Consider the following 25691-nt stretch of genomic DNA (forward strand, 5'->3'; position numbering starts at 1 on the left):
GTGATCCCGTCGACGATCACCCGCACGGCGACTAGATCGGCGCCGCGTCCCTAATCCTCCGCCTGCCAATCGGCTTCCGACGGCGTCGCATCCACCGCACGTAGCGCCGCCGGTCGCCTCACGCCGGCTTCGCCCTCCACCCCATCCACCGCCGGCGACCACGGCCGGTCGACGCCGCGCGGCCTGACCGCGTCGACCGTAAAGCCGCCGGGGCTTCGCCGCAGCGCCAGCGCACCATGCCGCTGCAGGCGTTCCCGGTCGACCACGTGCGCGCCGCAGTCCGCCGGCGCCGGTCGCGTGGTCACCAGCAGCGCCGCACGCGCGCAATCGTCCGCCAGCGCATCCGGCCGCTGCGCCAGTGCGACCAGCCCGCCATCGGCCAGCGGCGCGACGCAGCCGGCCTGGTCGCATGACACGCCCCCGGAGAGGGAGGGATCGGCCGTGAGCCTGCCGTCGGCGTCGGCCGCCAGCCACTCCCGCAGCAGGAAACTGTCCCTGGTGCTTCCTCTGGCGCTGCCGATCAGATGCAGGCGGCCGTCGCGGCCGCGGACGCCGACGGTGTGGCCGTCGGCGGAAATCAGGATATCCGGCTGCGGCGTCGCCAGCGCCCAGACCACAGCCCCCAGCAGGGCTGCCGCCCCGCTCCAGCGCAGCGGCGTGCGCAACAGCCCGAGCAGGATGATGCCGATGCTCGCCGCGATCAGCGGTCCGGTGCCGAACGCCGCCACGCGGCCAATCGAGCCCGGCAATGCGGCGACCCATTGCGCCACCGCGATCATCCAGTCGATGCCCCAGCCCATCACCTTCCAGAACAAGCCGTCGAACCCGAACGGCATCGCCACCATGCCAAGCAGCCCCGCCGGCATCACCAGCGCCGAGACCACCGGCATCGCCGCCAAATTGGCGAGCACGCCATACGGCGTCACGCGGTGAAAGTGAAAGGCGGCATAGGGCATGGTGGCGAGCCCCGCCACCAGCGAGGCCAGCGCCAACATCGCGATTTCGCGGCCGCCCCACAGCGCCATCCGCGCGGTGGCGGAATTGTCGGGTGCGGAGAACAGATGCGGCATGCCGATCTGGATCAGCGCCACGAGGCCCAGCGTCGCCGCGAACGACATCTGGAAGCTCGGATGCACCAGCGCTTCCGGCGCGATCGAAAGCACGATCATCGCCGCCACCGCCAGGGTGCGGAACGTCACCGCGCGGCGGTCGACCATGATGGCGATCAGCACCACCGCGGTCATGAAGAACGAGCGCTGGGTGGCGACCTCGGCGCCGGACAGCAGCAGATAGAAGGCGGCGGCGAGCAATGCCGCGGCCGCAGACCATTTCTTGATCGGATAACCGACGGTGAGCGGCGGGATCAGCGCCAGCAGCGCGCGCACCGCGAAGAACACCACGCCGGCGACGACCGCCATGTGATAGCCCGAGATCGACAGCACATGGCCAAGGCCGGAAACGAACATCGCATCGTTGACCGGCGCCGTGATGGCGTCGCGGCGCCCGGTCAGCAGCGCGGTGGCGATGGCGCGGCGGTCGCCGTCCAGCACGGCGCCGATGCGCGCGTCGATCGCATCGCGCAGGCCCTGCATCAAGGCGGCATAGCGCAGCGACCAGCCGCCGGTGTCGGGCGGCGGTGCGGTCTTGATGCTTCCCATCACGAAACCGGAGGCGCCGATGCCCGCAAAATACATGTCGCGGCCGAAATCGTAGGCGCCCGGCCGCAGCGGCCCCAGCGGCGGCAGCAGGCGCGCCTTCAATTCGACGAAACTGCCGACGGCGGGCGCGGTGCCCTTGCGCACCGACAGCCGCACCCGCTCCAGTCTCGTCGGGCCGCGCGGGCTCTCCATTGCGACGACGCGCAGGACGAAGCGGTCGGTGCGCGCGCGGATGTCGCGCGTCTCGACGAAGCCCGACATCGACACCGCATAGATCGGCCGCGCCAGCACGCCATGCGCGACCCGCGCGGTCTTCCAGGTCGCGATGGCAAAACCGGCGGCCACGGCGGCCACCATCACGAGAAGCGGAAACACCTTGTGTCGCCGCAGCAGCGACGCCGCCGCGCCAAGCACGATCGCCGCGGCCGCGGCCACCGGCAGGACCGGCTCGCGCTCGGCGGCAAAGTAGCCGGCGATCCCGGCGCCGAAGGCGACCGGCACCCAGGGCAGCAGCCGCCCGGCGCCGGCCTCGGCGCGGAGCCAGGCCCGCAGCTTGTCGACGATCGACGGCCATGCCGTGAGGTGTGACGGCGCGAGGCCGCCGGCCTGCGTCGCCCCGCGCGGCGGCCAGGTGCCGGCAAAACCCTGGGTCCGAGCCCTGCCCCGCTCCGCCATCGGGTACGCCCTGCGATTACCAACGGGGTCGAGGCTATCGGAAGCCGTCATTCGCCGGAAAGCGGAACGGATGCAGAATCCTTAACCTTTGCTAACCATCCTGCGGCTAGGATTCCCGAATCAACCGGGGCCCGGCCATGCCGCACAGGATCACACTTTCCGTTTTCGTCGCGCTCGCGGCCAGCGCGATGCCCACCGATGCCGCCGATCTGTCGACCCAGAGCCGGCTCGGCGCGATCTTTGCCGAGCCTGCCGTCGCGCCGCGGATCGTGGTGGTGCAGCCCGTCCGGGACGAGCCGCCGATCATTCCCTACAACCTGTTGCCGAACCCGCCATGGAACCGGGGCAACTACAATTACGGCTCGTCGTGGTCGTTCTATTATCCCGGCCCGTATTATGGCGGTCCGTACGACACCGACGGCGCGCGGCTGCCCTATGTCTGCGGGTTCTACGGCTATTGCTGAGACAGCCGCCGCTAGATCAGCGGCGCCTTCGGCGAGACGTGGTGGCTGACGATCTTCCAGTCGCCGTCTTCGCGGACGATCACCCAGGTGATCTTGACCGACAGCCTTGGCGCGCCGTCGACGTCGAACCAGGCAATGGCGGCGAAGTTGACCAGATCGGGATTGACCTGCGCCGTGCTGATATCCGTAAAGCGGACGGCGCGTGAATCCCATTTCGGCAGAGCCTCGAAATAGGCTCTCACGCCGTCACGACCCCGGTACAGCGTCGGGTTCGAGCCGAAGAACAACGCGTGCCTCGAATAGAGCGATGCCTGGGCCTCGGCATCGAATCTGCCGAAACACTCCGCCCATCGCGACATCAGGTCGGATGCAACATCGTCGGCGGCGCTTGCCATGGGATGTTCCCTCAATCAGTTAGCGTCAGCCCTTGCCGCCGACTTCCTTGGCAAACGTATCGCGCAGGCCGATGGTGCGGGTGAATACCGGATGGTCCGCGGTCGAATCCGCATCGCGGACGAAATAGCCCTGCCGCTCGAACTGTACCACATCCGTCGAATTGCTCGCGGCGATCGCCGGCTCGATCCGCGCATCGGTCAGCACTTCGAGCGACTGCGGATTGAGGTCGGCGGCAAAATTGCCGGCATCCGGATTGGGCTTTGCGAACAGCGGATTGTAGATGCGGATCTCGGCAGGCAGCGAGCTTGCCGCCGACAGCCAGTGCATGGTCGCTTTCACCTTGCGGCCGTCGGGCGCGTTGCCGCCTTTTGTGGCGGGATCATAGGTACAGCGCAGCTCGATCACCTCGCCGGCCGCGTCCTTGATGACCTCGGTGCATTTGATGAAATAGGCATAGCGCAGCCGCACCTCGGTGCCGGGCGACAGCCGGAAGAACTTCTTCGGCGGATTCTCCATGAAATCGTCGCGCTCGATGTAGAGCTCGCGGCCGAAAGCGATCTTTCGGGAGCCCGCGGCGGGATCGTCCGGATGGTTGACGGCTTCCAGCTCTTCGCCCGCGCCTTCAGGATAATTCTCGATCACGACCTTGAGCGGCCGCAGCACCGCCATGCGGCGCAGCGACGACCTGTTGAGATCCTCGCGGATGCAGAATTCCAGCATGCCGACATCGACCACGCTGTTGGCCTTGGCGACACCGATCCGCTTGATGAATTCGCGGATCGCCGCCGGCGGCACGCCGCGCCGCTTCAGCCCCGCGATGGTCGGCATCCGCGGATCGTCCCAGCCGGCGACATGGCCGCCGCGCACCAGTTCGGTCAGCACCCGCTTCGACAGCAGCGTGTAGGTCAGGTTGAGCCGGGCGAATTCGTACTGCCGCGGCTTCGAGGGCACCGGCAGCTTGTCGAGCAGCCATTCGTAGAGCGGCCGATGGTCCTCGAATTCCAGCGTGCAGATCGAATGCGTGATGCCCTCGATCGCGTCGGACTGGCCGTGGGCGTAGTCGTAGCTCGGATAGATCGACCAGGCGTCGCCGGTGCGCGGATGGTGAGCGTGCAGGATGCGGTAGAGCACGGGATCGCGCAGGTTGATATTGCCGGAGGCCATGTCGATCTTGGCGCGCAGCACCCGGGTGCCATTGGGAAACTCGCCCGCCTTCATGCGGCGGAAAAGATCGAGGTTCTCCTCCACCGAGCGGTCGCGGAACGGGCTGTTCTTGCCGGGCTCGGTCAGCGTGCCGCGTTTGACGCGGATCTCCTCCTGCGACTGGTCGTCGACATAGGCGTGGCCGGCCCGGATCAGGCCCTCGGCCCACTCATACAGCCGCTCGAAATAGTCAGATGCATAATACAGGTCGGCTCCCCAATCGTAGCCGAGCCAGCGCACATCAGCCTGAATCGAATCGATATATTCCTGCTCTTCCCTGGTCGGGTTTGTGTCGTCGAAGCGCAGGTGGCAGCGGCCGGCGAATTCCCGGGCGATGCCGAAATTGAGGGCAATCGACTTGGCATGGCCGATATGCAGATAGCCGTTCGGCTCCGGCGGGAAGCGCGTCACGATCTCGCGATATTTCCCGGCGTCGAGGTCGGCCTGGACGATATCGCGGATGAAATCGCGGCCTGTATCCGCCGCCATTGTTTCTGCTGTCATGCTGGTTCCCGTCCGGATTCAGCGGACCTTCTGCCAAATCCGCACCTTCCAAGGAAGGCTTTAGTTATGCACCGATCCTGCTATACACCAGCGCGCTCCGCGCAACCCCTTATTGTCCCCGAAATGCTGTTGGTATGACCGATTCCGTCGTCACCCGCTTTGCCCCCTCGCCCACCGGTTTTCTCCACATCGGCGGCGCCCGCACGGCGCTGTTCAACTGGCTGTACGCCAAAAAGCACGGCGGCAGGATGCTGCTGCGGATCGAGGACACCGACCGCGAGCGCTCGACCGAACCCGCGATCGCGGCCATCCTGGACGGCATGAAATGGCTCGGGCTCGATTGGGACGGCGACGTCGTTTACCAGTTCACCCGCGCGGGCCGCCACCGCGAAGTGGCGGAATCGCTGCTCGCCGCCGGCAAGGCCTATCGCTGCTACGCGACGTCAGAGGAACTCACGGCCATGCGCGAGAAGGCCCGCGCCGAGGGCCGCACCCGCCTTTATGACGGATTGTGGCGTGACCGCGATCCGAAGCAGGCGCCCGAAGGCATCAAGCCCACGATCCGCCTGAAGGCGCCGCTGTCGGGCGAGACCGTGATCGAGGACCAGGTCCAGGGCCGCGTGGTCTGGCAGAACGAGAACCTCGACGACCTCGTGCTGCTGCGCGGCGACGGCAATCCGACCTACATGCTCGCGGTGGTGGTCGACGACCACGACATGGGCGTCACCCATGTGATCCGGGGCGACGATCACCTGATCAACGCCGCGCGCCAGAAGCAGATCTACGACGCGCTGGGATGGGACATCCCGAGCATGTCGCACATCCCCCTGATCCACGGCCCCGACGGCTCGAAACTTTCGAAACGTCATGGTGCGCTGGGGGTGGATGCCTACCGCTCGCTCGGCTATTTGCCGGCGGCGCTGCGCAATTATCTGGTCAGGCTCGGCTGGAGCCATGGCGACCAGGAGATATTCTCCACCCGGGAAATGATCGACGCCTTCGACCTCCAGGGGATCGGCCGCTCGGCGGCGCGGTTCGACTTCGCCAAGCTGGAAAACCTCAACGGCCACTATATCCGCCACGCCGGGGATGCCGAGCTGGTCACCATGTTCGAGGACGTGCTGGATCATGTGCCGGATCGTTCCAGCCTCAAGGCCAAGCTCAACGACACCACGCGGGCACAATTGCTGCAGGCGATGCCGAGCCTGAAGGAGCGCGCCAAGACGCTGATCGAACTGATCGACAGCGCCTATTTCATCTTCGCCGACCGCCCGCTCGAGGTCGAGCCCAAGGCGGCGGCGCTGCTGACGCCGGAAAACCGCGCGCTGATCGGCAGGCTCAAGGCCGCGCTTGAGCCGGTTTCGCCGTGGACTGCCGAGACAACCGAAGCTGCGATGCGCGCATTCGCCGATGCTGGCGGCCTCAAGCTCGGCGCGGTGGCGCAGCCGCTCCGGGTAGCATTGACCGGCCGCACCACGTCGCCGGGAATTTTCGACGTGCTGGCGGTGCTGGGACGCGAGGAATGCCTGGCCCGGCTCGGCGACCAGACCCCCGCATAAGGTGGTAATGCAGGGCCGCGGTGGCCGCCTTGCAGTGCAAACAGCAATAAGATACCCCTTTCCGAGGTACTGCCAGAATAACCGGTTTCCCGCGCCAGCCATCACGTTTTGGCGCCCTCGGCCGCCGGTTTCCGCAACGATCTCATCGGGGACTACACGATGGACGCAACTTCCAACAAGAAATCCGCAACGCTGACCGTCGGCAACAAGAGCTTCGATTTCCCGATTTTGAGCGGCACCGTCGGGCCCGATGTCATCGACATCGCCAAGCTTTACGCCCAGGCCGGCATGTTCACCTACGATCCCGGCTTTACCTCGACCGGCAGTTGCCAGTCCAAGATCACCTATATCGACGGCGATGCCGGAATCCTGGAATACCGCGGCTACCCGATCGAGCAGTTGGCGGAACAAGGCGACTTCCTCGAAACCTGCTACCTGCTGCTCTACGGCGAATTGCCGACCCCGGCCAAGAAGGCCGATTTCGACCATCGCGTGATCCATCATACCATGGTCCACGAGCAGATGGCCCGCTTCTTCCAGGGCTTCCGCCGCGACGCCCATCCGATGGCGATCATGGTGGCGGCGGTCGGCGCGCTGGCCGCGTTCTATCACGACTCCACCGACATCAACGATCCGCAGCAGCGCATGATCGCGTCGATGCGGATGATCGCAAAAGTCCCGACGCTGGCGGCGATGGCCTTCAAATACACCATCGGCCAGCCCTTCATGTATCCGAAGAACTCGCTCTCCTTCGCCGAGAACTTCCTGCACATGTGCTTCGCGGTGCCCTGCGAGGACTACAAGATCAATCCGGTGCTGGCCGACGCGCTCGACAAGATCTTCATCCTGCATGCCGACCACGAGCAGAACGCCTCGACCTCTACGGTACGCATCGCCGGCTCCTCCGGCGCCAATCCGTTCGCCTGCATCGCCGCCGGCATCGCCTGCCTGTGGGGCCCGGCGCATGGCGGCGCCAATGAAGCGGCGCTGGCCATGCTCGCCGACATCGGCACCGTCGACAAGATTCCGGATTTCATCAAGCAGGTGAAGGACAAGAACAGCGAAGTCCGGCTGATGGGATTCGGCCACCGCGTCTACAAGAACTACGATCCGCGCGCAAAGATCATGCAGAAGATGTGTCACGCGGTGCTGGCGGAAACCGGCCACGGCGACGATCCGATGCTGAAGGTCGCGCTGGAGCTGGAAAAGATCGCGCTGAGCGACCAGTATTTCATCGACCGCAAGCTCTATCCGAACGTCGACTTCTATTCGGGCATCACGCTGAAGGCGATGGGATTCCCGACATCGATGTTCACCGTGCTGTTCGCGGTCGCCCGCACCGTCGGCTGGATCAGCCAGTGGAGCGAGATGATCGAGGACCCGCAGCAGAAGATCGGCCGCCCGCGCCAGCTCTACACCGGCGTCGCCCGCCGCGATTACGTCCCGATCGACAAGCGCAAGTAGCGCGCAGGCGTTTAGAGATTCTGAAAGCCGGATGCGGTCGCATCCGGCTTTTGCGTTTGGATCGTAGGGTGGGTAAAGCCAACGGTGCGCGAATGCGCGCCGATGGCGTGCCCGTCATTCAAAGCCCCGGTTATGATAGATGGTGGGCACGGCGCAAGCGCGCCTTTGCCCACCCTACGATTTTACTAAACCCCGCTTCTTCCGCATCGTCGCCAGCACGATATCCGCCGCGCGCGTGCTCGGCGTCGCGTTGCCGGTCGACATGATCGCGTCGATTTTCGCAAAGGCATCGACTTGTCGCTGCCGCAGCGGCGACTCCTGGAGCACGTCGCGCAGCGCGCGTGCCAAATTCTCCGGCGTGCAGTCGGCCTGCAAAAATTCCGGCACGACATTGTCGCCGATCACGAGGTTGGCGAGGATCACCGAGGGGACCTTGATCATCCGCAGCATGATCCAGGCCTCGATCGCGCCGGTGCGATAGGCCGTCACCATCGGCACCCCCGCCAGCGCCAGTTCCAGCGTCACGGTGCCTGACTTCGCCAGCGCCGCACGCGCGATCCGGAACGCGGCGCGCTTCTCGGTCTCGCCGATCACGATTGCAGGCTGCACCGGCCAGCTGGCGGCACCCTCGCGCACCGCATCGGCCAGATGCGGCATGGTCGGCAGCACCAGTTCGAACGCCACGCCCTCGCCTTGCAGCAGGCCGAGCGCCGCGCCGAACACCGCCATGTGATGCCGGACCTCGCTGCGGCGGCTGCCCGGCAGCACCAGCAGCACCGGCGGGGCCTGGTCGCGGCGCTTCTGCTCGTCGGCTCCGGGCCGCAACGTTCCGATCTGTTCGATCAGGGGATGACCGACATAGCTGCAGGGCGGGCCGCGCAGTTTGCGATACTCCTCTGGCTCGAACGGCAGCAGCGCCAGCACCTGGTCGACGTAGGCTGTCATGGCCCGTGCGCGGCCGGGTCGCCAGGCCCAGACCGAGGGCGAGACGTAGTTGACGATCGGGATCGCGGGATCGCTGGCGCGGACGCGGCGCGCGACGCGGTGGGTGAAATCGGGGCTGTCGATGATGACGAGCACGTCGGGCGATGCCTGCGTCGCCGCGGTGGCGGTTTCATCGATGCGCCGCAGGAGCATCGGCAGTTGCTTCACCACGGCCGCGAAGCCCATGATCGACAGTTGCTCGATCGGAAACAGCGACACCAGGCCCTCGCGCGCCATCGCCCGGCCGCCGACGCCCTCGAAGCGGACGGCGCCGCCGAGCCGCTGGCGCAGCACCTTCATCAGGCTGGCGCCGAGCCGGTCGCCGGACTCCTCGGTTGCGATCAGGAATATCTTGCGCACGACATCGGCGGTTGCTCGTGGCGGGATCACGCGGGCAAACCCGTCACGAACAGGCCCGCCGCATCGGCGGCCGCGATCATGGCCTGCGGCTCGACCACGATGGTATGGCCGGCGACGATGGCAATGCCGGCAAGGCCGGCCTCGGTCGCGCGCTCGATCGTGCGCGGACCGATGGTCGGCAGATCGAAGCGCAAATCCTGACCGCTCTTCGGCGCCTTCACCAGCACGCCGCGCGGCGCCCTGGCGCGGATCCGGCCCTCGCCGCGCAGCCGCGCCACCCGCGCCAGCAGGCCATCGGTGCCCTCGATGTCTTCCACAGCGACCACATGGCCGTCGATCACGATGGTGGCCTGGCCGATGTCGAACGGGCTCAGCGCCCGCAGCACCTCGCGCCCGCGCGCGATGTCGGCTTTGGCCTTGTCATCCGGCGCGGTGCGGGTGACGCATCCCTCGGGCATCAAGAGATCCGGGGCGACGTCCTTGATCCCGACCATGCGAAAGCCGTCCTGTTCGAGAATCCGGCCGATCCCTGACAGCAGATGATCATCGCCGCCGCGGAACGCCGCCCACACCCGGCCGAGCATGCGAACGGTGGTCCAGTCCAGCCGGATCTCCGACAGCGCCGGCCGCACCAAGGTGCCGATGAACACCAGGTCGCGGCAGTTCTCGCTGCGAAACAACTTCATCGCCCGGCCGACCTGGCCGACCGAAATCCAGTGATGGCGAAAGCGCACGACCCGTACCGGATCGCAAGCGCCCTTCAGCGCGAACAGCACGGGATCGATACCGCGCGCGATCAGCGAGTCCGCCACCGCGAACGGCATGACGCCGCCGGCCGCGATCACTCCGACCGGCGAAGAAACCAGCAAAGCCTCATTCGTCATGGCTTGCCCCCGGTGCCTTCGACATCAAGTCGCCTTGCCGGCCTTCAGCGGCTGACACAACTCGCGATGTTTCCCGGCATCGATGAAGTCGAGGATTTCCGCAATGGCGGGATCGGCGTCCGCCATATGCCGCGCCTCATCGAGACGCTCGGCAAAGACTCCGGGGCCGTGAAACAGCTTCAGATAGAATGACCGAACCCTGGCCAGTCGCTCGCGGCTGAACTTGCGGCGCTTCATGCCGACGATGTTGAGACCCGAAAGATGGGCGAACTGGCCGTTGGCAAGGCCGTACGGGATTATGTCGCCGCGTACCGCGGTGAGCGCGCTGACCATTACCTGCGAGCCGACGCGGCCGAACTGATGCACCGCCGAAAGGCCGCCCATGAAAACGAAATCGCCGATCTCGCAATGGCCGCCCAGCGTCGCCGAGGTCGCGAAGATCACGTCGTTGCCGACCACGCAGTCATGGCCGACATGGCTGCAATTCATGAAGTAGCCGCGATCCCCGACGCGGGTGACGCCGCCTCCGGCCACCGTCCCGGCGCTCATGGTCGACTGCTCCCGGATGGTGCAGCCCTGGCCGATCTGGAGTTTTGTCTGTTCGCCGCGCCAGGCCAGGGATTGCGGCGGCGTACCCAGCGAGACGAACGGATAGACCGTGCAGCCGTCGCCGATCGTGGTCTGCGCGGTGACATAGACATGCGCGACCAGCCTGCAGTTGGCGCCGATCACGACGTCGGGCCCGATCACGCAATAGGGACCGATCGTGGTGCCCTCGCCGATCACAGCGCCATCCTCAATCCGCGCGGTGGGATCGATCATGCTCATCGAGGGTCCGGTATCAGCCAAAGGCGGGACTAATGTGTAAGGTTTTCCGGTGGTTAGCGCGACATCCCGGAACTGTCCAGTGACGTATCGTTACCAGGTGTTTCGGCACGCCGGCATCGGCGACGCGCGCGCCTTCCGACCGAGTCAGTCGGTCAGCATCGCGCCGACGTCGGCCTCGGCGACGGTGACGCCGTTGACGATGGCGTCGCCGTGAAACCACCACATGGTCTTGCGGCGGCCGATGCTGCGCATGTGGTATTCGATGGTATCGCCGGGCATCACCGGCTTGCGGAACTTGCACTTGTCGATGGTGAGAAAATAAACCGCGCGCGGCTTTTCGGTACCCTCGACCGACTTGATGCCGATCACGCCGGCGGTCTGCGCCATGGCTTCGATCATCATCACGCCGGGATAGACCGGGCGGTCGGGAAAGTGCCCCTGAAACGGCGGCTCGTTGAAGGTGACGTTCTTGATGCCGGTGCCCGAGTAATCGGTCCGGATATTGATTACCTTGTCGATCAGCAACATCGGAAAACGATGCGGCAGCGTCTTGAGGATCTCATTGATATCCACCAGCGCAAACCTGACTGCGGCCGCCTCCGTCATTCCCGCCCCTCGCCCTTCGGATCGGCCGCGCCATCGCGCACCAGACGCTCCACTGCCACGATCTCCCGGAACCACTGCCTCGTCGGCTTGGCAAAATGGCCACCCCAGCGTCCATTGGCCGGAATGTCATCCTTGACCGCACTCATCGCCGTGACCTGGGCTCCGTCGCCGATCTTGAGATGATTGTTGATCCCCACCTTGGCGCCCAGCGCCACATTGTCGCCAATCGTCAGGCTGCCCGCCAGCCCAATCTGGGCGGCCAGCAGGCAATGCCTGCCGATCGTCACATTGTGGCCGATCTGGACCTGATTGTCGATTTTCGTGCCCTCGCCGATCACGGTATCGCGCAGGCTGCCGCGGTCGATGGTGGTGCCGGCGCCGACCTCGACGTCGTTCTGGATCACGACCCGGCCGGTCTGCGGCACTTTCTGGTGGCCCCCCGGACCGAAGAAGACGAACCCGTAGCCGTCCTGCCCGATGCTGCAGCCGGGATGGATCAGGACGTTGTTGCCGACCAGCGCGGACTGGATCGCGGTATGCGCGCCGACATTGCAGTCCCGTCCGATCCGGACATTGGCGCCGATCACCGCAGCCGCGCCGATCACCGTGCCGGAGCCTATTTCGACGCCGGGGCCGATCACCGCCAGGGGATCGACGATCACGCCGTCTTCCAGGTGCGCCGTCGGATCGATCACGGCGGAGGGGGCGATGCCGGCAATGCCGAACCAGGATTGCGGGCGAAGGGCGTCGCGGTACAGTTCCCGGGCGATGGTGACGAATTCTCGGAACGGCTGCGCCGCGCGCAGGACCGCGACATGGGAGGGCACGCTGGCCTCGAAACGCGCGCTGACGAGGCACGCCCCGGCCCTCGTCGAAGCGAGCTGGTCGGCATATTTCAGGTTGTCGAAGAACGCCAGATGCATCGGGCCGGCTTCCTCGAGCGAAGCCAGTCCCCTGACCTCCTGGCCAGCGCGGGACGGATCGACGAGATGCGCTTTCGTCAACGCGGCGAGTACGGCCAGCGTCGATGACGGCGGTTGTCTGGAAAATGTCGGTTGTGCCATTCCACCCGTCGCGGTCCGGCCGGTGATCGAACGCGAGCCCCGGTTCTGATCAATCACAACCGGGTCTGTCTCTGTGTTGACACGCCTTCTTCACGCGAACCGGAAACCGCTTCGCTCGAAGACGCCTTTAGAACGATGTCCCGCCGCCAAACTTGAATTCCTGGACGCGGTCGAACTTCCCCTTGGTCAACGGGATCGCGTAGTCGATCCGCAGCGGACCGAACGGCGATGCCCAGATCAGGCCGACACCGACCGAGGAGCGAACGACATTGCCATTGTCATACACCAGTCCGGTACAGGATCCCGGCGGAAGCGGAATGGTCGTCCCCTGAACACAGCCGGGCGCATTGACTTCGTTGGTAAAGGCCCACGACGTCGGTCCCTTGTAGTCGTAGAGCCCGCCGGCATCGGCATAGACCGAGCCCTTGAGTCCGACTTCCTTCGGCAGGAACCAGAACGGCATCTGCAGCTCCGCCGAAATGCCCCAATATTTGCTGCCGCCGAGCGAGTCGCTGGTGCCATAGGGGTTGATATCGCGCGGGCCGATGCCGTTGGGCGCAAAGCCGCGTACCAGATTGGAACCCATCTGGAAATGATCGAGCATCCGCAATTCGCTGTTGCCGATCTGGTTGAGCATGCCGGCCTGGGCGTGGATCAACCCGACGATGTCGGCAACCAGCGGCGTGTAGTATTTCAGGTCGATCGCGCTCTTCAGATAGCTGACGTCGCCGCCGACGCCGGCGAAGTCCTGACGCAGGCTGCCGCTCCAGCCGCGGGTCGGGCGGATCGGGTCGTTGCGACGGTCGACCAGCAGGGTGTAGCCCGCCGAAGAGTTCAGGAACGAACCGACCTGATCGCACAGGGCGTTGGCGCCGCCGCCTGCCCCGCAATAGCCTTGGGGCACAATGATCTCGTCGCTCTTCAGGAAGTAGCGGGTGCTGAACAGCGTATAGCCGTTGAGCGGATAGGATACCCGCACCCCGCCGCCGGTCGAGCGGTAGTCATACGATGAATATTCGCTGAGGTCGTAACGCGAGTGGAAGGCGTCGAAGCCGGCGCGCAGATCGCGGCCGAGGAATTTTGGCTCGGTGAAGCGGAAGTCGATTTGTTGCCGCAACGAGCCCCACTCGAGGCGCGCGACCACGTTCTGGCCCCGGCCGCGGAAGTTCCGCTCGGTGATTCCGAGGTTGACGACGAAGGCGTCGACGGAACTGAAACCGGCCCCGACCGACAGTTCGCCGGTGGGTTGTTCGGTGACGGTGACATTGACCACGGACCGGTCCGGCGCCGAGCCGCGGCCCTCAGCGACGGTGACGTCCTTGAAGAAGCCCAGGGCGCGCAGATTGTTGCGCGACCGCTCCAGCAGGGTCCGGTTGAAGGCGTCGCCCTCGGTCAGCATCATTTCGCGGCGGACGACGTTGTCCAGGGTGCGGGTGTTGCCGATGATGTTGATCCGGTCGACGTAGACCCGCTGACCTTCCTTGATGTTGAAGGTGACATCGACGGTGTCGGTTTCGGGATTGGCGCTATAGTTCGGCTCGATCTCGACAAAGGCGTAGCCCGCGGAGCCGGCCGCGAAGGTCAGGGCGTCGACCGCGGACTCAATCTTGTCGCTCTCGTAGAGGTCGCCGCTCCTGATCGGCAGCAGCAGCTTCAGGAAATCGGGATTCAGCCGGTCGTTTTCGGTGACGATGTTGATGTCCCCGAAATTGTAGCGGTCGCCCTCTTCAACGGTCAGGGTGATGGCGAAGGCGCGGTCATCCGGCGCCAGTTCCGAGATCGCCGACAGGACCCGGAAATCGTAGTAGCCGCGATTGGTGTAGAATTTCCGCAGCTGCTCGCGGTCATAGTCGAGCCGATTGGGGTCGTAGTTGTCGTTGGTCGTGAACAGACGCCACCAGGCCGACTGTTCGGTGACCATCACGCCCCGCAGATCACTGTCGGAGAAGGCGCTGTTGCCCAGGAAGGTGATGGAGCGGACGCCGGTTTCCGGGCCTTCGTCGATCTCGAACACCACGTCGACGCGGTTCTGCTCCAGCTGGACGATCTTGGGGGTGACGGTGGCCGAGATGCGGCCCGACAGGCGGTACAGTTCGACGATCTTGCCAACGTCTTCCTGGATCCGCGCCCGGGTGTAGATTCCGCGCGGCCGGAGAGTGACTTCCTCGCGAAGCTTGGCCTCGCTGATCGCGCCGTTCCCCTCGAACACCACCTGGTTGATGATGGGGTTCTCGACGATCTCGACGATCAGGTCCCCATTGGGTTGGATGCCCAACTGGACGTCGGCGAACAACTGCGTGCGGGTCAGGGTGCGGACCGCCACGTCCAGAACCGAAGCATCGACCGTGTCTCCGGGCTGGATCGGCAGGTAGGACAGGACCGTGGTCTGGTCGATGCGCTGGTTGCCGCGCACCAGAATGCGATTGATGGTGAGGCGCTGCTCCTCGGGCGCGGCGTCCGGCGCGGGCGCGGCCTCGGCCGGCGCACCTGGCTGGACCCCCGGAACCGGCGCCTGGGCCAGCGCTGGCGTCGCCAGCCCCGCGGCGACCGCAAGGGCCAGCAGGCTGGGGCTCAGGGCCCGGGCAAAACGGAGGGCGGAGGCATGTTGTCGGATCATTCGGGAAACCATCGGGGGCTGGCGTCGGCTCGTCATGCGAACCCGCCGAGGAATTTGAACAGGCTCAGCTTCTGCAGGTCGTTCCAGGTGGCGAACAACATCAATCCCGCAAGCAAAGCAAGACCGACCCGGTAGCCGATCTCCTGAACCCGGGCGGGGACTGGCCTGCGCGCCACGGCTTCATAGCCGTAGAACAGCAGGTGGCCTCCGTCGAGAACCGGTATCGGCAACAGGTTTAGAAAGCCAATTCCGATCGAAACTATGGCGGCGAAATAGACGAGGGTCGTGGCGACGTTGAGCGCCTGGAATCCCGGGTCGGCCGTCGCGGACGCCGCCTGCTTCGTGACCCCGCCGGCGGCCTTGGCGATTCCCAGCGGGCCGCTCAGCATATCGCCGGACTCCTTGCCGCTGACGATGCGGCCGAGATAGCTCATTGTGGTGCCGAGGACCTCGCCGGTCATGCCGAAACCCTTGCCGACGGCCTCGACGGGATTATAGCGAACGATCCGGGCCTCGCCGGGTTCGGGCAGCAGGCTCAGGCCGATCCGGCCGACATTGATGCGGCCGGCGATCTCATCGTCTTCGACCCTGCGGACCGGGGTGGCGAGCAGCACTATGGCGCGGTCGTCACGATTGACGGTGAAGCGGAGCGAATCCCCCGCGCTCAGCATCACCTTGCGCGTCACATCCTGGCTGTCGCGAATGATGCGTCCGTTGACCGCCGTAATCAGGTCCCCGGGCATGAAGCCTGCGGCGGCGGCCGGAGAATCCGGCATGACCGACTGCACGCGGGCGGGGATCAGGGTCGAGCCAAGAAAACCGAAGATCAGAGCGAACAGGGCGATCGAAAGCGCGAAATTCGCCGCCGGCCCCGCGGCGACGATCAACGCCCGCTGCCAGATCGGCTTGAAATGGAAATAGTCGCGCTCGGCGCCGGGGCCATTTTCGGCGATCACCCGCTGCTTCAGTTCGGCCAGGCCGGCCTGGTCCGGCACGCTGGAGGGGTCGAGATCACCGGAAAATTTGACGTAGCCGCCCAGCGGCAACCACGCGAGTCGCCATTCCGTGCCATGTCTGTCGGTCCGCGCGACGATGGTCCTGCCGAAGCCGATGGAGAACCGGTCGACCTTCACGCCGAAGGCGCGGGCGACGAGGAAATGGCCCAGTTCATGAATGGTGACGATGAAGGTCAGCACCAGCAGGAAGGGTACGATGTAGAGCAGCGCCTGACCGAGAAATCCCGTCATGCCGATATCGGTCCCTTCGCCATTCAGGCTGCCGCCGCGATGCCGCGGATGATCGATTCCGCCATCCGCCGCGCCTGCGCATCCACGGCCAGGGCCGCGTCGCAAGCACAGTCGGAACCGGAATCCACCCCCGAGGCCGTTACGCGCGACAAGGTGTCGGCGACGACTGCGGCAATATTGAGAAAGCCCAGTCGACGGTCAAGGAAGGCGAGGGCCGCGACCTCGTTGGCGGCATTGAACACGATGGGCGCCGTACCGCCCGCCTGTAACGCCTCTCGCGCGAGTTTCAGGGCCGGGAACCGGTCCTCGTCCGGGGCCTCGAAGGTCAGCCGGCCGAGGGCGGCGAGATCGAGCCGCGGGGCCTTCCATGCGATCCGGTCCGGCCAGGCCAGCGCATAGGCGATCGGCGTCTTCATGTCCGGAGGCCCCATTTGGGCCAGGGTCGAGCCATCGATGTATTCGACCAGGCTGTGGATGATCGACTCGGGATGGACGACGATCTCAATCCGCTCGGCCGGCATGTCGAACAGATAGGCCGCCTCGATCGCCTCCAGCCCCTTGTTGGCCATGGTCGCGCTGTCGACCGAGATCTTGGCGCCCATGCTCCAGTTGGGATGGGCCACGGCCTGTTCCGGCGTGATCGACCCCAGGGCCTCGCGCGGGGTGGAGCGGAACGGCCCACCGGAGGCGGTCAGGACCAGTTTCCCGACCCGGTGAGGCGCATCGTGCGGGAAGACCTGATGGATGGCCGAATGTTCGGAATCAACGGGAATCAGGCGTCCGCCGTGCCGCCGGACCCGGTCGATCAGAGCCGGGCCGCAACAAACCAGACTTTCCTTGTTCGCCAGCGCCAGGGTCGCGCCGGTCGCGGCGGCGGCCCAGGCCGAGCGCAGTCCGGCGGCGCCGACGATGGCGGCCATGATCCAGTCGACGGGCCGGGCCGCCGCCTCGATCACCGCCTGGTCCCCGGCAGCCGCTTCGACGCCGGTTCCTTGCAGCGCGTCACGCAACTCATTCATCCGGGCGGGATCGGCCGTGACGGCGAGCTTCGGCTTCCATCGACGGGCCTGTTCGGCCAGCCGCGTGATATTGGCGCCCCCGGTCAGGGCCTCGACCTCGAAGACGCCGGTTCCGGCCGCCTCGGCCTGATCCATCAGCTCCAGAGTCGAACAGCCGACCGAACCTGTCGAGCCCAGCACGGAGACGCGCCGCCGGATCATGCGCCCGCGCCCAGCAGGCCGACGATCAGCCGCCCGGCGGCCACCACCACCACGGCGAACATCAATCCGTCGACGCGGTCGAGCAGGCCGCCATGCCCGGGGATCAACTTGCCCGCGTCCTTGACGCCATAGCGCCGTTTGAGGGCCGACTCCCAAAGATCGCCGCCCATGGTCGCCAGCGCCGCGGCCAGTCCGAGGGCCGCGCCCCACAGCGGACCGATGCCCATGTGCAGAAACGCCGCCAGCGCCGCGCCCGCGGCCGTGCCCGCGGCGAGGCCGCCGATGAAACCGGACCAGGTCTTGTTGGGAGAGAAGCGCGGCCACAGCTTGGGTCCGCCGACCAGGCTGCCGACCAGATAGGCCATGATGTCCGCCGCCCAGGCGATGACGAAGGCTGACACCGTCCAGGCCAGGCCCGTCGCCGTATCGACATCCCTCAGCCAGATCAGCAGCACCGCCGGCCAGCCGAGGTAGAGCACGCCATAGGCGGCATCCAGCGCCTCCTGCCCGCGATTGCGCGCGAACAGGCCGGCCGCCACCGCGCCGAAGACCAGCATGACCAGGGCCAGCGACAACTGTTGGGCGTGGGCCGCCACCACACCGGCGACGAGGCCGAAGGCCACCGCGCCCGCCATCACCCGCCAGGCCCCGGCCGCGCTCATCATCGCCCATTCCACCGCCAGCAGGGTGCAGGCGAGCAGCATCAGGGCCAGGAACCACAGACCGCCGGCCCAGATGGCCAGAACCGCCGCGGGCGCCAGCACGATGGCCGAAGCGGCCCTCAGGCCTATGTCACCGGCCTTGAACGCCATCAGCCGGCCGCAAGGGCGGGCGCGGCGGCCTCGGCGAGCGGGGCCCGACCGCCGAACCGGCGGTCGCGGTTGCGATACTGCGCGACAGCGTCCGCCAGACCTTCGGCCCCGTAGTCGGGCCAGAGCACGTCCTGATAGACCAGTTCGGCATAGGCGGCCTCCCACAACAGGAAGTTTGACAGCCGATGCTCGCCCGAGGTGCGGACGATCACATCGACCGGCGGCGCGCCCGCGGTGGACAGACCGAGACCGAGCGACTCCTCATCCAGCGGGCCGGTCGCCCGACCCGCCAGCACGGCATCGACATGCCGCCGGGCCGCATCGACGATGTCGGCCCGGCCGCCGTAGTTGAAGGCGACCTGAAGCAGGAATTTGTCGTTGTGCGCCGTCGTCGCCTCGGCCCGATCGATGATCGCGATGATGTCGTCGGGCAGGCCGGCGCGGCGGCCCAGCACCCGAACCCGCACGCCCGCGCGCTCCAGCCGCTTGAGGTCGCTGGCGACATAGGAGCGGACCAACCCCATGAGATCGGAGACTTCTTCCGCCGGCCGACTCCAGTTTTCGGTCGAGAAGCCGAACACCGTCAGGCAGCGGATGCCGAGCCGGGGCGCGGCCTCGACCGTGCGCTTCAGCGCCTGCACGCCCTCGCGGTGACCCATGGCTCGCGGCAGGCCGCGCGCCTCGGCCCAGCGGCCATTGCCGTCCATGATCAGGGCGACGTGGCGCGGCCCGTCGCTTGACGCGGCGGAAAGGTGGGATTCGGCGGGCATCGGCGCTTATCCTACGGCAAATCGCGCCGTCAAACCTGCATGATCTCAACTTCCTTGGCCCTCAAGGCCTCGTCGATGCGTTTGATCGCCGCGTCCGTGTCCTTCTGGACTTCGTTCTCCATCTTCTTCTGCTCGTCCTGGCTGATCTCGCCGGCCTTTTCGGCCTTTTTGAGGTCCTCGTTGGCGTCGCGGCGGACGTTGCGGACGGCGATCTTCTGCTGCTCGGTGTATTTGCCGGCCAGTTTGGCCAGGTCCTTGCGGCGCTCCTCGGTCAGGGCCGGCACAGGAATACGCAGGGTCTGGCCGTCGACGATGGGGTTCAGCCCCAGGCCGGCGGCGCGGATGGCCTTCTCGACCGGCCCGACCATCGACTTGTCCCAGACATTGACCGAGATCATGCGTGGCTCGGGCACGCTGATGGCGGCGACCGAGTTCAGCGGCGCGTTGGAGCCGTAGGCCTGGACCTGAACGGGATCCAGCAGGCCGACGTTGGCGCGGCCGGTGCGCAGGCCGTTGAACTCTTCCTTCAGGGCGGCCACGGACTTGTCCATCCGCTCGCGGTAGGTCTTCAGATCAGGCTTGGCCATGGTCGTTTCTCTCGCGTTTTCTTGGCTTTGGCGGCTCAGGCGGCCTTGTTGGACGAGATGACGGTGAACGTCCCCTCCCCCGTCAACGTCCGACGCAGCGAATTGTCTTCCCGGATCGAGAAGACCACGATCGGAATGCCTGAGTCACGCATCAGGGCGATGGCCGAGGCGTCCATGACCTTCAGGTCCCTGGCCAGCACATCGTGATAGGTCAGGGTCTCGTAGCGCGTCGCGGTCGGGTCCTTCTTGGGGTCGGCGGTGTAGACGCCGTCCACGCTGGTGCCCTTCAGCAGGGCGTCGCAGCCCATCTCGGCGGCGCGCAGCGCGGCGCCCGAGTCGGTGGTGAAGAAGGGCGCGCCGACGCCGGCGGCGAAAATCACCACCCGCCCCTTCTCGAGGTGGCGCAGGGCCCGGCGGCGCACATAGGGTTCGGCCACGGCGTTCATGGTCAGGGCGCTCTGAACCCGGGTCTGGACGCCGATCTTCTCGAGCGCGGCCTGCATCGCCAGGGCGTTCATGACGGTCGCCAGCATGCCCATATAGTCGGCGGTGGCCCGCTCCATGTCCCCGGCGGCCTTGCTCAGTCCGCGGAAGATGTTGCCGCCGCCAATGACCAGGCATATCTCGACGCCCTCGCGGGCCACGTCGGCCACGGCCTGGGCCACGCCGGCCACGGTCTTCATGTCGATGCCGTAGGCCTGATCGCCCATCAGCACCTCGCCCGAGACCTTCAGCAGGACGCGCTTGTAGAGAAACTCGGGCGGGGCGTCGGGCATGGGTCGTCCTTGGGGTGGCGGATTCGGCTCCTTATAGGAAGCGAACCCGCCGGTTCAAAGGCCTGACTGCCCTGTTCACAGGCGCAGGATGATCGTCTCGACGATCGGCCGCCGGTCCCAGATCTGCTGGCTGGCCTTCTTCAGCGCCCGCGAGACGGCCTGTTCGATGACCATCTCGTCCTCCAACGCCGCGCCCTTCAGCTTCATCACCGCCTGTTCGGCCCGTTCCGCCAGATCGTCGAGGGCGTCGCCCAGCGGCGATTGGGCGTCGCCCGGCAGGCCGATGGCGCGGACGTCGATGTCGCTGACGATCTTGCCACGCTTGTCCATGGCGAAGCTGACGATCAGCACGCCATTGGTCGAGGCGTGACGGCGCTCGTGCAGGGCCTCGCCCTGCTCGGTCACCAGACGGCCGCCATCGACATACAGCCGGCCGCTCGGAACCTCGTCGATGATGGCCGCGGGCCCGGGGGCCAGACGCACCATGTCGCCGTTGCGCGGCGTGACCGTCTCCGGCACGCGCAGATCCCTGGCCAGATTGGCGTGCTCGACCAGGTGACGGCGCATGCCGTGGGTCGGGACGGCGATCTTCGGCCGCGCCCAGGCGTACATCTGGCGCAGTTCGTCGCGGCACGGGTGTCCCGAGACGTGGATGCCGGGGTGGTCCTTGTCGGTGTAGAGGCGCACGCCGCGATCAGCCAGCTTGTCCTGAAGCCGGCCGATCGCCAGTTCATTGCCGGGAATGACCTTCGAAGAGAACAGGCAGTGATCGCCCTTGCTCAGCTTGATGTAGGGGTGGGCGCCCTCTGCCACGCGCGACAGGGCCGCCCGGGCCTCGCCCTGGCTGCCGGTGCAAAGATACAGGATCTCGTCGGCCGGCCAGACGCGGGCCTCCTGTTCCGACAGGAAGGGTTTGATGTCCTGCATCATGCCGACGTGCTTGGCCGCGGAGGTGATGCGGTGCATCGACCGTCCCGCCAGCGACACGCGGCGACCTGCCGCCTCGGCGGCGCGGATCACACTGTCCATGCGCGCGACGTTGGAAGCGAAACAGCCGACCGCGACCCGGCCCTTCAACCCGCCGATCAGCTCTGTCAGGGCGGTGCGGACGCCGCCTTCCGATCCCGCCGCGCCCTCGACGAAGACATTGGTGGAGTCGCAGACCATGGCGAGCAAGCCTTCGTCGCCGAGGCGGGTGATGGCCTCTGCGTCGACCACGCCGCCGATGATGGGGTCGTCGTCGATCTTCCAGTCGCCGGTGTGCAGCACCGTCCCCAGAGCCGTCTTGATGGCCAGGCCGTTCGGCTCGGCGATCGAGTGGGTCATGGTGACGAAGGTGACGTCGAACGGCCCCAGATTGATGCTCCCGCCCAGCGGCACCTCGATCAGCTTGACCTGGTCCAGGATGCCGGCCTCGCGCAGCTTCTCGCGGATCAGGAAGGCGGTGAAGGGCGTGGCGTACAGCGGCGCCTTCATCCGGCTCCACAGCCAGCCGAGGGCGCCGATATGGTCCTCATGCGCGTGGGTCAGGACGATGCCGCGGATCGTCTCGCCCTCGAGGAAGGCGGGATCGGGCACGATCACATCGACGCCGGGCGTCGACAGGTCGCCGAAGGTCACGCCCACGTCCACCACGATCCATTCGCGGTTCGCCTCGGGGCCGTAGCCGTACAAATTCAGGTTCATACCGATTTCGCCCGACCCGCCCAGCGGCAGGAAGACGAGTTCGTCGTTGGTTTGCTTTTTCATAGGTCCTTGAGATGGGTATTCCGCCGCCAGATTTCGAGGAGGCCGCGGATGGTCAGGTCCGGATCGAACCGGTCGATGGACTCTGTGGCCCCTTCGAACAGCGAGGCGACGCCGCCGGTGCCGATGACGGTCATGGGTTTTCCCCATTCCGCCCTGATGCGCGCGACCATGCCTTCGATCAGGGCGACATAGCCCCAGAAGACGCCGGACTGCATGTTGGAAACGGTGTCCTTGCCGATCACCCGTTCCGGCCGCTGGATGGCGATGCGGGGCAGCATGGCCGCCGCCTCGTGCAGCGCCTGCAAGCTCAGATTGATGCCGGGGGCGATGGCGCCGCCCTCGAAGGCCCCGTCGGCGGCGATGACGTCGAAGGTGGTGGCCGTACCGCTGTCGATGACGATCAGGTCACCGGGGTACATGAGATGCGCGCCGATGGCGTTGACCAGCCGGTCCGCGCCCGCCTCGCTCGGTTTGGCGATCCGCGACGTCATGCCTAGATCGACATTGTCGCCGATCACCAGCGGCTCGACGGACAGATAGCGTCGCGACAGGTTGCGCAGGTTGAAGATCGACTGCGGCACCACGCTGGATATGATGCAGCCATCCAACTGGCCGATCGACAGGCCGCGCATGGCCAGAAGTTGGCTCAGCCAGACGGCGTATTCGTCGGCGGTGCGGCTGCTTTCGGTGGCGGTGCGCCACTGGGCGATCCAGTCGCTCCCGTCATGGACCGCGAACAGCGTATTGGTGTTGCCCTGCTCGATCGCCAGCAGCATCACGCGGCCTCCCCGAAGAAGACATCGCCGGCGGAGATCAGCCGAAGCGACCCGTCCGCCAGCCTCAATTTCAGCGCGCCGTCGGGCGCCACGCCCTCGGCCACGCCCGCGACCGTCTCACGGCCCAGCCGGGCCACGGCGGGACGGTCCAGCCCAGGCGTCCGCGCCCGCCAGGCGTCGAGAATCGGCTCGAACCCCAGCGTCTCCCAGCGGGTCAACCAGACGTCGAAGGCTTCGGCCAGTCGGGCCGCGGCGCTCTCGACCGTAGGGGCGGCGGTCACGTCGCCGCGCAGGTGATGGACCAGGGCGGTCGCCGGCCGCTCGGTTCCGTCCGGCGCATGGACCAGATTGACCCCGATCCCGACCGCCAGCCACAATCCGCCCTCCGCCCGGGCGCCGGACTCGACCAGCACCCCGGCCGCCTTGTCGCCGGCCAGCATCACGTCATTGGGCCATTTGATCGTCACCAGCGACGACGGCGCATACGTATCCAGCAGGTCGGCGACGGCCAGGGCGGCGATAAAGGTCACCTGCGCGGCCTCCGCCGGCGGCTTCGGCGTGTTGGTCAGCAGGGTGGCGAACAGATTGCCCGTGTCGCTTTCCCAGGCCCGCCCGCGCCGTCCGCGTCCGGCCGTCTGCCGGCGGGCGACGATCCAGAGCGGACCGGTCTCGCCGGCCTCGGCCCGTCGACGGGCATCCGCATTGGTGGAGTCGGTATGATCAAGCAACAGGACGGGCGCGGCCGAAGCCACCGTCAGCCCGCCCCGTAGCCGACCGCCGCCGCCCGCGTCAGCGGCTCCAGCCACATCAGGGCGACCATCACCAGCGGGAAGGAGAACAGGGCCGCGGCGATGGCGATGGTCTTCGCCTCGATCGGCGAGCGGTCGATCGGCTCGACGCCTTCCGGCGCCGGGTCGAACCACATCAGCTTGATGATGCGCAGATAGTAGAAGCCGGCCACCACCGAGGCCACCAGACCCGCAGCGCCGACCATCCAGTAACCGGCTTCGGCGGCCGCGCCGAAGATCGCCCATTTGCCCCAGAAGCCGGCCAGCGGCGGCATGCCGAGCACCGACAGCGACAGGACGGTCAGCGCCAGCGCCATGACCGGACGGTCCTTGCGCAGACCGGCGAAGTCCTCGATGCGTCGGATCGGCCGCCCGTTCCGGTTCAGCGACAGGATCAGGGCGAAGAAACCGAACTGGTCGATGACGTACAGGGTCATGAACAGCAGCATGGCCTGGACGCCCAGGGTGGTGCCGACGGCGATGCCCAGCAGGGCGTAGCCGATGTTGGCGATCGAGGAATAGGCCAGCAGCCGCTGCATGTCCTTCTGCACCAGACCGCCGAAGGCGCCGACGGCGAACGAGATCAGCGAGATCAGGATCAGCACCTGGGCCCACTGGTCGTGCGATCCGGCGAAGGCGCCTTCCAGAGTCCGCGCGATCAGCACCATGGCGGCGACCTTGGGCGCGGTGGCGAACAGGGCCACCACCGGCGTCGGCGCGCCTTCGTAGACGTCCGGCGTCCACATGTGGAACGGCGCCGCGGAGACCTTGAAGGCCAGGCCGCAGATCAGGAACACGAGGCCGAAGATCAGGCCGGTCGACGGGTTGGCGGCGGCGTAGGCGGCGATCTCGTCGAACCGCATCGAACCAGTGAAGCCGTAGATCAGGCTGGAGCCATACAGCAGCAGGCCGGACGACAGGGCCCCCAGGACGAAATACTTCAGCCCCGCCTCGGACGCCTTCAGATTGTCGCGGTGGAAGGCGGCCAGCACGTAGAGGGCCAGCGAATGCAGCTCGATGCCGATGTAGAGCGAGATCAGGTCGCCGGACGAGGCCATCATCCCCATCCCGGCTGACGCCAGGACGATCAGGATCGGATATTCGAACCGGGCGATCCTTTCCCGGCGCATCCAGCCGTCGCCCAGCACGATGGCCACGGCGCTGGAGAGGAAAATCAGGGCCTTGCCATAGACTGCCAGAGGATCGGCCACATAGGCGCCGTTGAAAGCCGTTCCCAGCGGGCCGGTCACGGTCACGGCGGTCGCGGCGACCAGCAGGGCCACCGACAGGATGGAGATGAAGCGCGCGCTCTTGTCGCCCATGAAGGCGCCGAGCATCAGCAGCACCAGACCGCCGACCGCGAGCGTGCTCTCGGGGGCTGACAGGCGCAGGGCGAAATCAAGATCAGGCATCATCGTCTCACCCGCCGATCGCAAGTTTATAGGCGGAAGTCAGGGCCTCGACCGAGGCGGCGGTGTAGTCCAGCACCAGGCCGGGCTGCACGCCCAGCCACAGGGTGCCGATGATCAGCGGCGCGAAGATCAGCAGTTCGCGCTTGTCGATGTCGGTGATCGCCTTCATCGCCGGATTGGTGATCTCGCCGAACATGACATTGCGGTACAGCGTCAGGGCGTAGACCGCCGAGAAGATCACCCCGGAGGCCGCGAACAGCACGGTCCAGGTCGAGACCTGATAGACGC

22 protein-coding genes and 1 pseudogene are annotated in these 25691 nt (G+C 66.5%); 3 read left to right on the forward strand and 20 right to left on the reverse strand.

Annotated features, from left to right (window positions below):
- Nucleotides 1-50: 50 nt before the first annotated feature.
- On the reverse strand, nt 51-2333 hold the full coding sequence (locus Q8R73_RS22945; RefSeq protein ID WP_305721835.1) for a ComEC/Rec2 family competence protein: 2283 nt from the start codon (nt 2331-2333) through the stop codon (nt 51-53).
- A 137-nt stretch (nt 2334-2470) separates the two neighbouring features.
- On the opposite strand from Q8R73_RS22945, the gene Q8R73_RS22950 reads away from it, so the two are divergent.
- Nucleotides 2471-2797 (forward strand): hypothetical protein, encoded by a 327-nt coding sequence (locus Q8R73_RS22950; RefSeq protein WP_305721836.1) that lies wholly within the window; start codon nt 2471-2473, stop codon nt 2795-2797.
- A gap of 11 nt (nt 2798-2808) precedes the next feature.
- On the opposite strand, the gene Q8R73_RS22955 is transcribed toward Q8R73_RS22950, so the two are convergent.
- Nucleotides 2809-3192: a nuclear transport factor 2 family protein gene (locus Q8R73_RS22955; RefSeq protein ID WP_305721837.1), complete on the reverse strand. Its 384-nt coding sequence runs from the start codon at nt 3190-3192 to the stop codon at nt 2809-2811.
- A gap of 25 nt (nt 3193-3217) precedes the next feature.
- Nucleotides 3218-4900 carry a glutamine--tRNA ligase/YqeY domain fusion protein gene (locus Q8R73_RS22960; RefSeq protein WP_305721838.1) on the reverse strand — a complete coding sequence of 561 codons (1683 nt, stop codon included), beginning with the start codon at nt 4898-4900 and terminating at the stop codon, nt 3218-3220.
- Nucleotides 4901-5034: 134 nt separating this feature from the next.
- Here Q8R73_RS22960 and gltX point away from each other — a divergent pair, with 134 nt between their 5' ends.
- Both gltX and gltA read left to right on the forward strand, forming a co-directional pair.
- Entirely contained in the window at nt 5035-6459 is a 1425-nt protein-coding gene (gene gltX / locus Q8R73_RS22965; protein WP_305721839.1) for a glutamate--tRNA ligase, read from the forward strand.
- Nucleotides 6460-6618: 159 nt separating this feature from the next.
- Complete coding sequence (gltA, locus tag Q8R73_RS22970; RefSeq protein ID WP_305721840.1) at nt 6619-7923, forward strand: citrate synthase; 1305 nt, start codon at nt 6619-6621, stop codon at nt 7921-7923.
- 174 nt (nt 7924-8097) lie between these two features.
- Here gltA and lpxB read toward each other — a convergent pair whose 3' ends face one another.
- The 17 genes and pseudogenes from lpxB to Q8R73_RS23055 all read right to left on the reverse strand — a co-directional run.
- Nucleotides 8098-9294 carry a lipid-A-disaccharide synthase gene (gene lpxB, locus Q8R73_RS22975; protein ID WP_305721855.1) on the reverse strand — a complete coding sequence of 399 codons (1197 nt, stop codon included), beginning with the start codon at nt 9292-9294 and terminating at the stop codon, nt 8098-8100.
- Nucleotides 9294-10151 carry an LpxI family protein gene (locus Q8R73_RS22980; RefSeq protein WP_305721841.1) on the reverse strand — a complete coding sequence of 286 codons (858 nt, stop codon included), beginning with the start codon at nt 10149-10151 and terminating at the stop codon, nt 9294-9296. Before Q8R73_RS22980 ends, lpxB begins: the two co-directional genes overlap by 1 nt.
- 24 nt (nt 10152-10175) lie before the next feature.
- The gene (gene lpxA / locus Q8R73_RS22985) at nt 10176-10979 is read right to left on the reverse strand and encodes an acyl-ACP--UDP-N-acetylglucosamine O-acyltransferase (RefSeq protein WP_305721842.1); all 804 of its coding nucleotides are present in this window, start codon (nt 10977-10979) and stop codon (nt 10176-10178) included.
- Between the two features lie 144 nt (nt 10980-11123).
- Nucleotides 11124-11585 carry a 3-hydroxyacyl-ACP dehydratase FabZ gene (gene fabZ / locus Q8R73_RS22990; RefSeq protein WP_305721843.1) on the reverse strand — a complete coding sequence of 154 codons (462 nt, stop codon included), beginning with the start codon at nt 11583-11585 and terminating at the stop codon, nt 11124-11126.
- Nucleotides 11582-12649 carry a UDP-3-O-(3-hydroxymyristoyl)glucosamine N-acyltransferase gene (gene lpxD / locus Q8R73_RS22995; protein WP_305721844.1) on the reverse strand — a complete coding sequence of 356 codons (1068 nt, stop codon included), beginning with the start codon at nt 12647-12649 and terminating at the stop codon, nt 11582-11584. The genes fabZ and lpxD overlap by 4 nt, the downstream gene beginning before the upstream one ends.
- A 127-nt stretch (nt 12650-12776) precedes the next feature.
- Nucleotides 12777-15266, reverse strand: coding sequence for an outer membrane protein assembly factor BamA (gene bamA / locus Q8R73_RS23000; protein ID WP_305721845.1), 2490 nt, complete (start codon nt 15264-15266; stop codon nt 12777-12779).
- A 32-nt stretch (nt 15267-15298) separates the two neighbouring features.
- The gene (locus Q8R73_RS23005; RefSeq protein ID WP_305721846.1) at nt 15299-16513 is read right to left on the reverse strand and encodes an RIP metalloprotease; all 1215 of its coding nucleotides are present in this window, start codon (nt 16511-16513) and stop codon (nt 15299-15301) included.
- A 23-nt stretch (nt 16514-16536) separates the two neighbouring features.
- On the reverse strand, nt 16537-17733 hold the full coding sequence (dxr, locus tag Q8R73_RS23010; RefSeq protein WP_305721847.1) for a 1-deoxy-D-xylulose-5-phosphate reductoisomerase: 1197 nt from the start codon (nt 17731-17733) through the stop codon (nt 16537-16539).
- A complete protein-coding gene (locus Q8R73_RS23015; RefSeq protein ID WP_304928070.1) occupies nt 17730-18545 on the reverse strand; it encodes a phosphatidate cytidylyltransferase in 816 nt (271 codons plus the stop codon). Before Q8R73_RS23015 ends, dxr begins: the two co-directional genes overlap by 4 nt.
- The gene (gene uppS, locus Q8R73_RS23020) at nt 18545-19315 is read right to left on the reverse strand and encodes a polyprenyl diphosphate synthase (RefSeq protein ID WP_305721848.1); all 771 of its coding nucleotides are present in this window, start codon (nt 19313-19315) and stop codon (nt 18545-18547) included. The genes Q8R73_RS23015 and uppS overlap by 1 nt, the downstream gene beginning before the upstream one ends.
- 29 nt (nt 19316-19344) lie before the next feature.
- Entirely contained in the window at nt 19345-19902 is a 558-nt protein-coding gene (frr, locus tag Q8R73_RS23025; protein ID WP_305721849.1) for a ribosome recycling factor, read from the reverse strand.
- 35 nt (nt 19903-19937) lie between these two features.
- Nucleotides 19938-20678: a UMP kinase gene (pyrH, locus tag Q8R73_RS23030; protein WP_305721850.1), complete on the reverse strand. Its 741-nt coding sequence runs from the start codon at nt 20676-20678 to the stop codon at nt 19938-19940.
- Between the two features lie 75 nt (nt 20679-20753).
- On the reverse strand, nt 20754-22427 hold the full coding sequence (locus tag Q8R73_RS23035; RefSeq protein ID WP_305721851.1) for a ribonuclease J: 1674 nt from the start codon (nt 22425-22427) through the stop codon (nt 20754-20756).
- A complete protein-coding gene (locus Q8R73_RS23040) occupies nt 22424-23203 on the reverse strand; it encodes a type III pantothenate kinase (protein WP_305721852.1) in 780 nt (259 codons plus the stop codon). The genes Q8R73_RS23035 and Q8R73_RS23040 overlap by 4 nt, the downstream gene beginning before the upstream one ends.
- Nucleotides 23203-23931, reverse strand: coding sequence for a biotin--[acetyl-CoA-carboxylase] ligase (locus Q8R73_RS23045; RefSeq protein ID WP_305721853.1), 729 nt, complete (start codon nt 23929-23931; stop codon nt 23203-23205). Before Q8R73_RS23045 ends, Q8R73_RS23040 begins: the two co-directional genes overlap by 1 nt.
- A gap of 26 nt (nt 23932-23957) precedes the next feature.
- Nucleotides 23958-25406 (reverse strand): NADH-quinone oxidoreductase subunit NuoN, encoded by a 1449-nt coding sequence (gene nuoN, locus Q8R73_RS23050; RefSeq protein WP_305721854.1) that lies wholly within the window; start codon nt 25404-25406, stop codon nt 23958-23960.
- Between the two features lie 4 nt (nt 25407-25410).
- Nucleotides 25411-25691, reverse strand: a pseudogene (locus Q8R73_RS23055) (NADH-quinone oxidoreductase subunit M); the annotation flags it as partial.

The organism is Bradyrhizobium sp. (assembly GCF_030697065.1).
Lineage (GTDB): Bacteria > Pseudomonadota > Alphaproteobacteria > Rhizobiales > Xanthobacteraceae > Bradyrhizobium.